Source organism: Streptomyces sp. NPDC046931 (assembly GCF_040644655.1).
In the GTDB taxonomy this organism is placed as follows: Bacteria; Actinomycetota; Actinomycetes; order Streptomycetales; family Streptomycetaceae; genus Streptomyces.
The window spans coordinates 155471-165407 of the sequence record NZ_JBEYWX010000018.1; the positions used below are offsets into that span (position 1 = coordinate 155471).

General features: G+C 72.7%; 4 protein-coding genes. 2 read left to right on the forward strand and 2 right to left on the reverse strand.

Features of this window, described 5'->3' with window-relative positions; genetic code table 11:
• Positions 1–16: 16 nt before the first annotated feature.
• Positions 17–931: an LLM class flavin-dependent oxidoreductase gene (locus ABZ876_RS27600; protein ID WP_361786696.1), complete on the forward strand. Its 915-nt coding sequence runs from the start codon at positions 17–19 to the stop codon at positions 929–931.
• On the forward strand, positions 924–1742 hold the full coding sequence (locus tag ABZ876_RS27605) for an alpha/beta hydrolase (protein WP_361786699.1): 819 nt from the start codon (positions 924–926) through the stop codon (positions 1740–1742). The genes ABZ876_RS27600 and ABZ876_RS27605 overlap by 8 nt, the downstream gene beginning before the upstream one ends.
• On the opposite strand, the gene ABZ876_RS27610 is transcribed toward ABZ876_RS27605, so the two are convergent.
• Together ABZ876_RS27610 and ABZ876_RS27615 are read right to left on the reverse strand one after the other, a co-directional pair.
• Complete coding sequence (locus tag ABZ876_RS27610) at positions 1732–5424, reverse strand: ABC transporter ATP-binding protein (RefSeq protein WP_361786702.1); 3693 nt, start codon at positions 5422–5424, stop codon at positions 1732–1734. The two genes, ABZ876_RS27605 and ABZ876_RS27610, sit on opposite strands and share 11 nt — an antisense overlap.
• Complete coding sequence (locus tag ABZ876_RS27615; RefSeq protein ID WP_361786705.1) at positions 5421–9935, reverse strand: amino acid adenylation domain-containing protein; 4515 nt, start codon at positions 9933–9935, stop codon at positions 5421–5423. Before ABZ876_RS27615 ends, ABZ876_RS27610 begins: the two co-directional genes overlap by 4 nt.
• Positions 9936–9937 lie beyond the last annotated feature (2 nt).

Consider the following 9937-nt stretch of genomic DNA (forward strand, 5'->3'; position numbering starts at 1 on the left):
TCCGAGGGGGACCCCTGTGCGGCTGAGTACCGTCATCTTGCCCACCCGGCGCTGGAGCGAGGGCGGCGGCCGCAGATGGCGGCATGCCGAGGAACTCAGGTTCCACGCCGCCTACACCTACGACCACCTGTCGTGGCGCAGTCTGCGCGACGGCACCTGGTTCGGTGCCGTGCCCACGCTGGCCGCGGCCGCGGCGGTCACCCGGTCCATGCGGCTGGGCACGCTCGTCGCCTCCCCCAACTTCCGTCACCCGGTGCCGTTCGCCAAGGAACTCATGTCCCTCGACGACCTCTCGGGAGGGCGCGTCACGTTGGGAGTCGGCGCCGGGGCGAACGGCTTCGACACCACAGCCCTGGGGCGTCCGACGTGGTCGCTGCGTGAACGGGCGGCCCGGTTCGAGGAGTTCGTCGGACTTCTCGACCGGCTCCTGAGGGACTCCCCCGTCTCGCACGACGGCCGGTTCTACCGCGCCCACGAGGCGTACAACCTGCCCGGGTGTGTCCAGAGCCCACGGCTGCCGTTCGCGGTGGCCGCCACGGGGCCGCGGGGCATGGAGCTGACAGCCCGCTACGGGCAGGCATGGGTGACCCTGGGCGACCCGCGGCTGCCCGACGGCGACGAGCAGCAGTTCCGCGCCACGATCACCGAGCAGGTCGAGAACCTGGACAAGGCGCTTGCCGAGCAAGGACGAGCGGCGCAGGACATCGAGCGGATCCTGCTGACAGGCTTCAGCGGCGGCAGTCCGCTCCGGTCCGTCGATGCCTTCGTCGACTTCGCCGGACGCCACGCCGAGCTGGGCTTCACCGAGATCGTCGTCCACTGGCCCGTCCCGGACTCCATGTTCGACGCCGACGAGGAGATCTTCGAAGGCATCGCGTCGGCCGTGCCGACCCAACTCACCGGCCGGGACAACGGGAGCGATCATGCCTGAGCTGCGCAGTGGAGACGTCGACCTCGTCTATACCCGCAAGGGTGCGGGCGAACCCGTCCTGCTGATCACGGGGAGCGGTGGACGGGCCAGGGCCTGGGACGCCCACCAGGTGCCGACTCTGCTGCGGGCCGGCTACCAGACGGTGACCTTCGACCACCGGGGCGGCGGACCTGGGCCCAGCAAGCCCTTCGGCCTGAAGGACATGGTCGAGGACGCCGCCCGCCTCATCGAGGGCCTCGGTCTGGCCCCCTGCCGGGTGGTGGGGGTGTCGTTGGGCGCCATCGTCGCGCAGGAACTCGCCCTACGCCGTCCCGGTCTGCTGTGCCAGGCCGTCTTCATGGCCACCCGTGGCCGCACCGATGCCATGCGCCATGCCATGGTGACGGCCGAGATCGAGCAGAGCCGCGGCGGGCCCACCGTCTCGGCCGCCCACCGCGGGGTGCTGCGGGCGATGCAGAACCTGTCCCAGTCCACCCTGCGGGACGACTCCAGGGCCGAGAACTGGATGGCCCTCATGGAAGGACCGCTCGACACGAGCGACGGCTACCGGTACCAGCTGGAGAGCACGCTCATCCCGAACCGCCTGAGGGACTACGGAGGCATTCGAGTGCCCTGCGCGGTGATCTCGTTCGGCGACGACATCGTCACACCGCCTCACCTGGGCCGGGAGGTGGCCCAGGCGGTCGAAGACTGCCACTACGTCGAGATTCCGCATTGCGGGCACTTCGGATATCTGGAGGACCCGCGGTCGGTGAACGACGCACTGACCGCGTTCTTCGCATCGTCCCTCACCGGCCGCGTCACCGGGTGACCGGGGATCCCTCCCGATCGCGCCCTGATAGGGCGGCGTTCCACAGGCCCGCGTAATACCCGTCGCGGGCGATGAGCTGATCGTGGCTTCCGTCCTCCACGACGGTGCCGCCGTCCATCACGAGGATGCGGTCCGCGCGGGCCGCGGTGGTCAGTCGGTGTGCCACCAGCAGTGAGGTGCGGCTGGCGGTCAGCCGGGCCACGGCACCGGACACGGCCGCCTCGGTCGCCGGGTCGAGCGCGGAGGTGGCCTCGTCGAGCAGGAGGACGTCCGGGTCGACGAGTCGGGCGCGGGCGAGAGCGATGAGCTGTCGCTGGCCTGCGGAGAGGTTCCGGCCGCCCTCCCCGACCGGGTGCCGGTAGCCGCCGGGGAGCCGGGACAGCAGGTCGTGGGCGCCGACGGCGCGGGCCGCGGCGATCACCTCGGTCTCCGTCGCGGCGGGGCGGCCGTAGGCGATGGCGTCGTGCACCGTGCCGCCCGAGAGGTGTGTCTCCTGGGGGACGATGCCGAGTCGGCGCCGGTAGTCCCCGAGTTCCAGGGTGCGCAGGTCGTGCCCGTCGACCCGGACGGCACCGGAGGTCACGTCGTAGAACCGCCCGACCAGTTTCACGAGCGTGGACTTGCCCGCTCCGGTCTTGCCGACCAGCGCGACCGTCTGCCCGGCCGGGATGCTCAGCCGTACGTCGTGGACCGCGTCCCGCGCGGCGCCCGGGTAGCGGTAGCGGACGTCCGCCAGTTCGATGGCGCCGGCCACCTGCCGCACCGGCACGGGGTGTTCCGCTCCGGGTGTGCCGCTCGGGGTGCGGAAGAGGTCCTGGATTCGGCGCAGCCCCACGGACGCCTGCTGGTAGCCGTCGAAGACCTGCGAGAGCTGGAGCACCGAGGCGAAGAGGACATCGACGTAGAGCAGGAACACCACGAGCAGTCCGAGGGTCAGGGCGCCGGAGCGGACCCGTCCCGCCCCGAGGGCCAGCACGCATCCGCCGCTCGCCGCCGGCAGCAGCTCCACGAGCCCGAAGTAGCCAGCGGCGTAACGCTGGGCGCGCAGTCGGGCGGTGCGGTAGGCGGCGCTCTTGCCGGCGAACCGGTCGGCGGCACGCTCCGTCTGCCGGAACGCCTGGGCGATGCGCAGGCCCGCGACGTGTTCCTGCAGTTCGGCGTTGATGGCGCCCGAGCTGTCGCGGGCGGCGTCGTACGCCTTGGCGGACGTCAGCCGGAACACGACGGTGGCCACCGCCAGGACGGGCAGTGCCGCGCACACCACCAGGCCCATCCGCCAGTCCAGGACGAGCAGCACGGTGAGGACCGTGACGGTGGAGACGAGGCTGACGAGCGCCGTGGCGAAACCGGTCTGGCTGAACGCGGCGACCGCGTCGACGTCGGCGGTCAGTCTGGTCATGATGCGCCCGGACAGCTCCCCCTCGTAGTAGGACAGGTCGAGCCGCTGGAGGTGGGCGAAGCCCCGCAGTCGCAGCAGATAGCGGATCCGCTCGCCGAGCACGCCGTTCGTCCGGATCTGGGCCAGGCTGACCGCCCAGCCCACCAGTACGACAGCGACGGATGCGACCGACGTTCCGAGCAGCACGGAGGACGCGGACCGCCGGATGCCGTCGTCTATGGCGGTGCGGATGAGCAGCGGTACGAACACGCTGCCCAGCGCGTCGAGGAGAACCAGTACGGCGCCCAGGGTGAGGGCACCGCGGAAGGGACGCAGCAGGCTGCGCAGGCCGAAGCCGGGCTCTGCGGCGGGAGCCGGCGAAGTGGCGGCCGGGGTCAGGTCGGCGAGCTCCTCGGGGGCGGCCGGGGCGGTGGGTTCCGCGGGAGCGACCACGGCCGCCGCCGGCAGGGCCACCTCCCGGTGCCCGGGCCTTCCGGCCACCCTTTCCCCGGCCTCGCCGCCCGGTTCCGTTTCCGGGCCGGCCAGTAGGGCCTGGTAGGCCGGGCAGCGGGCGAGGAGTTCGTCGTGGGTACCGCTGTCGACGACCCGGCCGCCGTCCAGTAAAGCGACCCGGTCGGCGAGTCGGAGGGTGGCCCGGCGGCGGGCGATGAGCAGGGTGGCCCGGCCCCTCATGACCTGCCGGAGCGTGGCGTGGATCTCCTGCTCGGTGCGGGGGTCGACGGCCGAGGTGGCGTCGTCGAGCAGCAGGACACGGGGGTCGGTGAGCAGCGCGCGGGCCAGTGCGATGCGCTGGCGCTGACCGCCGGAGAGGGTGAAGCCCCGCTCGCCGACCCGCGTGCCGTAGCCGTCGGGCAGCTCGCGGACGAACGCATCGGCTCCGGCCGCCGTGGCTGCCGCGGTCACCTCTGCCTCGGTGGCGTCCGGACGGCCGTAGGCGATGTTGTCGCGTACGGTGCCGGTGAAGAGGATGCTGTGTTCCGGCACCACGCCGATCGCGGAGCGCAGCGAGTCGGCGGTCAGGTCCCGGACGTCGTGGCCGCCCACGCGCACTGCGCCGCCCCACACGTCGTAGAACCGCGGGAGCAGCTGCGCCAGGGTCGACTTGCCGGATCCGGGCGCACCTACGAGGGCGAGTGTCTCGCCGGGCCGCACGGTCAGCGAGACCCCGTTGAGGACCGCGGGCACCTCGCCCTCCGTGCCGTAGCCGAACATCACGGCGTCCAGTTCGACACCGGCCGGTCCGGACGGCAGGTGCGCCGCGCCGGGCCGGTCCGTCACCAGCGGGCCGGTGTCGATCATCTCGAAGACCCGTGCGACGCTGGCACGCGCCTGGTGGACACCGGTGACAACCGTGGCGAGGCCCCGCAGCGGGGACACGATCTGCGCGACATACGTGGAGAACGCCACGAACGTGCCGAGGGTGATGGAGCCCCGCGAGGCCAGCCAGCCGCCGGTGGCGAGAATGCCCACCTGGCCGAGGAGCGGCAGTGCCTGCAGGGTCGAGCTGTACAGGGAGTTGAGGCGGACGACACGCCGCCGCGCGGTGAACAGGGCGTGCGCGGCGGCGCCCAGCCCCCGCAGCTCCCGTTCCTCCTGGGCGAAGCCCTTCACCACGCGGACCCCTGTGACCGCGCCGTCGACGACGGAGGCGACGGCGGCCTCGCGCTCCCGCGCCTCCAAGGTGGCGGGGTACAGGCGCCTGCTGCTGTGCCAGGCGGTCAGCAGCAGCGGGGGCAGCACGAGCAGCATCACCAGGGTGAGCAGTGGCGAGAGGGCCACCATGACCGCGAGGGACAGCACCAGCAGCAGGACGCTGGCGAGGACGTTGGGCAGCAGCGCGAGCAGCCCCTGTGCCATGGACAGGTCGTAGATCGACCGGCTGACCACCTGCCCGGTCGGCAGCGTGTCCTGGGCCGCCCCGTCGAGCCGGGACAGCGCGCCGAACGTGCGGATCCGCAGATCGTGCTGGACGTCGCAGGACAGGCGCGCCGCGAGACAGCGTTGCGCGGCGCCGGCGCCGAAGCGGACGAGTCCGGCGCCGGCGAGCGCCAGCAGGCAGGGCAGCAGCGGCAGTTCGCCCGCGACGATGACCCGGTCCACGATGGCGCGGCTGATCAGCGGCATCGCGGCAGCGGCCGCGATGGCCGCCACGGCTGCCGCCACGGTGAGCGCGATGGTGCGGGGGTAGCGACGGCAGCAGTGCAGGAGGCGCCGCATCGGTGAGCCGGACGGGCCGGGCCGGGCGGTACGGCGCGGTCCGCGCGGCTCGAAGGACGGCGTCACCGAGCGCCTTCGTTCTCGGCGAGCTTCGCGTCGACCACCGCGGAGATCTCCCTGAGGGGAGCCCCGGTGGTCATGTCGGCGTGGGCGCAGTCGACCGGGTGGTCGGTGATGCGTCCCTCCACGTAAGGGCCCCACAGGGAGTGGGCGCCCTGCCGGTCCGACCGGCCCCTGGTGGCGGTGAAGAACTCCACGTCTCCGCGGAACACCCCGGGCCGGTGGCCGGCCGAGATCCGCATGCCGTTGGCACAGACGGCCACGACCCGGGCGAGCGTCTTCTCGTCGAGTCCCGTCAGGGCTCCGCCCTGGTGCCGCAGCAGTTCCGCCGCCTTGAGGAGCGGAGGGACGGCCGCGTCGCGCAGGTCGTCGTGGATGCCCATGTCGTGCAGCAGCCCGTGCAGGATGTCGATCTCGTCCGGAACATCCGCTTCGACCGTGTCGGCCGTGTCGGTGCCGCTGGGCGGGTAGCCGTCGAGGAGCGCCAGGAACGCGACGCTCTCCCCCTGCTCCTGGAGCGTGGTCGCGACGGCGTGCGCGGCGAGGGCTCCGAACGACCAGCCGAGCAGGTGGTACGGGCCGGTCGGCTGGACCGCGCGGATCTGTGCCGCATAGTCGGCGGCCAGCTCCTCCAGGGAGCCGGGCAGTGCCCGTTCCTCGGCGATACCGCGCGCCTGCAGCCCGTACACCGGCTGATCGAGGTGGAGGTACTGCAGCATGCCGACGTAGGCCCAGCTCAGGCCGCTGCCGGGGTGGACGCAGAAGAGCGGGGGCCGGTCGCCGTCCGGGCGGAGCGGCATGAGCTGGGCCAGGCCGTCGCCCGGGTCCTCGCCGTCGAACCGCTGGAGCAGACGGGCCACGGTGGGGGCCTCGAACAGCGACCGCAGGGAGACCCGCACACCGAAGACCGTCTTGATCCTGCTGATCAGGGCCGTCGCGAGCAGCGAGTGGCCGCCGAGAGCGAAGAAGTTGTCGTCGATGCCGACCCCAGTGACGCCGAGCACTTCCGCGAACAGGCCGCACAGGGCCTCCTCTTGCGGGTTGCGCGGCGCTCGCCCGGCGCTGCGGGCAGTCATGTCGGGCCGTGGCAGGGCCCGGCGGTCGAGCTTGCCGTTCGGCGTCAGAGGGAAGGCCTCCAAGGCCACGAAGACCGTGGGCACCATGAAGTCGGGCAGCAGCTCGGCGAGGCGGCCCCGCAGTTCGTCGAGGTCGAGCGGGGCGCCGTCGGCGGGCAGCACATAGGCGACGAGCCGCTGGTCGCCTGGCCGGTCCTCGCGGAGGACGACGGCGGCCTGGAAGATCTGCCACTGCGCCGTCAACGCCGCTTCGATCTCGCCCAGCTCGACGCGGAAGCCGCGCAGTTTCACCTGCTCGTCGACCCGGCCCAGGAACTCCAGCTCGCCGCCGCGGCGCCGCCGCATGAGGTCACCGGTGCGGTACATGCGCGCGCCGGGCGGTCCGTAGGGGTCGGCGACGAAGCGGTCGGCGGTCAGGTCCGGGCGCCCCGCGTAGCCGCGGGCCAGCTGGCCGCCGGCCAGGTACAGCTCGCCGGGAACGCCCGCGGGCACGGGCCGCAGACCGTCGTCGAGGACGTACGCACGCACCCCGGGCACGGGACGGCCGACCGGCAGACAGGCGTCGGTTCCGGTGCGGTCCTGCCGGGCCGCGTGGTGGGTGACCTGGACGGTGGACTCGGTGGGCCCATACAGGTTGACGCAGGGCACGCCCCAGGTGTCCTGGGCGAGTTCGGCCAGGGCGGCGGGCAGGGGTTCGCCACCGACGAACAGCCGCCGCAAGGACGCCTGCTTGGTGCCCGCCGCCACCGCGGCCGCGCACAGCTCGGACAGCAGTGACGGGACGACCTGGGCGACCGTGACGCCGTGCGCGGCGATCTGGTCGGCCAGCCGGTGCGGGTCGGCGGCCACCTCGGCGCTCACCAGGTGCATGGCGGCACCGGTCAGCAGCGGCAGCCAGACCTCCCAGACGGCGGCGTCGAAGCTGAACGAGGTACGGGCGAGCACCTTGTCCGTGGCGCCGAGGGGGTAGGTCCGGGCCATCCACCGCAGGTGGGCGGTGACCGCCTCGTGGGTGACGACGACGCCCTTAGGCCGGCCCGTGGAGCCCGAGGTGTAGATCAGGTACGCGGGGTGGCCGGGCAGCAGCGGGCGGTGTCGCGCCGTGTCCGGCACGTCCGCGTCGGCCTCCCGGGCGACGGCCTCCGCCACGTCCCTCAGCACGACGACCGTGCTCTGCGGGAAGAACCCCCGCTGTGCCTCGCTCGTGAGCGCCACGGTGGGCCGAGCGTCCTCCAGCATGTGGGTGATCCGCTCGGCCGGGTAGCGCGGGTCCACCGGCAGGTAGGCGGCGCCGGTCTTCAGGACCGCGAGCATCGCGACCACCGCGTCCGCGGAGCGCGGCAGCACCAGGGCCACCGTGGTCTCGGGGCCCGCGCCGTGTCCGATCAGATACCGGGCGAGGCGGTTGGCTCTCTTGTTCAGCTCGGCGTAGGTGAGTTCCGTTCCGTCGAAGACGACTGCCGTCGCCTCCGGGTGACGCGCCGCCTGTTCCTCGAAGAGGTCCGGCAGTGTGCGCGGGTCGGCGGCGTCCGGGCTCCGCACTCCGCCGACCAGTTCCGCGCGCTCCGGTGCGGACAGGATCTCCAGGCCGCTGACGGGGCGGTCGGCGTCGGCCACGGCGGCGGCGAGCAGTCGCCCGAAGCGCGCCGACATCTGTTCGACCGTCACCCGGTCGAAGAGATCGGCCGCGAACTCGAAGGTGCCGGCGAGCCCCGCGGGGGTGCCGTCCGGGTCGGACGTCTCGCGGACGCTCAGCGACAGGTCGAACTTGGCCGTGGTGGCGGGTGTCGCCTCCGCCGCGACCGCCAGGCCTTCGAGCCGTACCTCGGCCTCTTCCGTGTTCTGGAAGGTCAGCATGACCTGGAACAGCGGGTGCCGGGAGGTGGAGCGGGTCGGGTTGAGGACCTCCACCAGGTGCTCGAACGGCACGTCCTGGTGCGCGTACGCGGCGAGATCCACTTCCCTCACCCGGTCCACGAGTTCGCGGAAGGTCGGGTCGCCGGACAGGTCGGTGCGCAGCACCAGCGTGTTCACGAAGAACCCGACCAGGTCGTCCAGCGCCTCGTCCGTACGGCCCGCCACCGGCGAACCGATCGGGATGTCCGTCCCCGCACCCAGCCGGGACAGCAGCGCGGCGAACGCCGCTTGCACCACCATGAACATGCTCGCGCCGGACTCCCGGGCCAGCTCGGTCAGGCCCGCGTGGGTGTCCGCGTCCAGGGTGAAGGCCACATGGCCGCCCCGGTACGACGCCGTCGCGGAGCGGGGCCGGTCGACGGGCAGCTGAAGCTGTTCGGGCAGCTCGGCGAGGTGGTTCTGCCAGTACGCGACCTGGCGGCCGAGCAGGCTGTCCGGGTCGGTCTCGTCGCCGAGCAGTTCGCGCTGCCACAGCGCGTAGTCCGCGTACTGCACCGGCAGCGGCTCCCACGCGGGAGCCTTCCCGTCGATCCGAGCCTCGTAAGCCCGCGCCACATCGCGCGCCAGGGGTGCCATCGACCAGCCGTCACCCGCGATGTGGTGCAGCACCACGACCAGCACGTGAGCGGTGCCGTCCACCGCGAACAGGCAGGCACGCAGCGGTGGTTCGGAGGCCAGGTCGAAGCCGCGCTGTGTCTCGTCGGCCAGGGCCTGGGGCAGCTCCGCCTCGGTCAGCGGCACGGCGAGAAGGGTCGGGCAGGCGTCGTCCACGTCGAGGACGTGCTGGAAGGGCGTGCCGTCGGCACCCTCGGGGAACACGGTGCGCAGCGACTCGTGCCGGGCGACGACGTCGCGGATCGCCGCGCGCAGCGCCGCCTGGTCCACGGCTCCGGTGACCCGCAGGGCGATGGGCAGGTTGTACGCCGAGACCGTGGCGCCTTCGAAGCGGTTGAGGAACCACAGGCGACGCTGGGCGAAGGACAGCGGCACCTCAGCGGGGCGGTCCATCGGGGCCAGTGCCGTCCTCGCGGCTCCGGCGTCCGCGACCCGCTCGGCGAGCTGTGCCACGGTGGGGCCTTCGAACAGGACGCGCAGGGGCAGCTCCACGCCGAGCAGTGCGCGCACCCGGCTGATCACCCGGGTGGCGAGCAGGGAGTGGCCGCCGAGGTCGAAGAAGCTGTCGTCGATGCCGACCCGTTCCAGGCCCAGGACCTCGGTGAAGACCGCGCACAGGACTTCTTCCCGCCCGTTGCTCGGGCCGCGCCGGGAGGCGGTGTACTCCGGTGCGGGCAGGGCGCGTCGGTCCAGTTTGCGGTTGGCGGTCAGGGGCAGCTCGGTCAGCGTCACGATGGCGGCCGGGACCATGAAGCCGGGTAGGCGGCCGCGCGCGTACCGGCGCAGCTCACCGGCGTCGAAGGCCTCGGTCTCACGCGGTACGACGTAGGCGACGAGGCGTTTGTCGCCGGGCCGGTCCTCCCGCGCGACGACCGCCACCTGCGACACCAACGGATGCCCCGCGATCACCG

Coding starts and splice junctions, on each gene's coding strand:
- ABZ876_RS27605 (WP_361786699.1), top strand. CDS start 924: ATGCCTGAGCTGCGCAGTGGAGACGTCGACCTCGTCTATACCCGCAAG.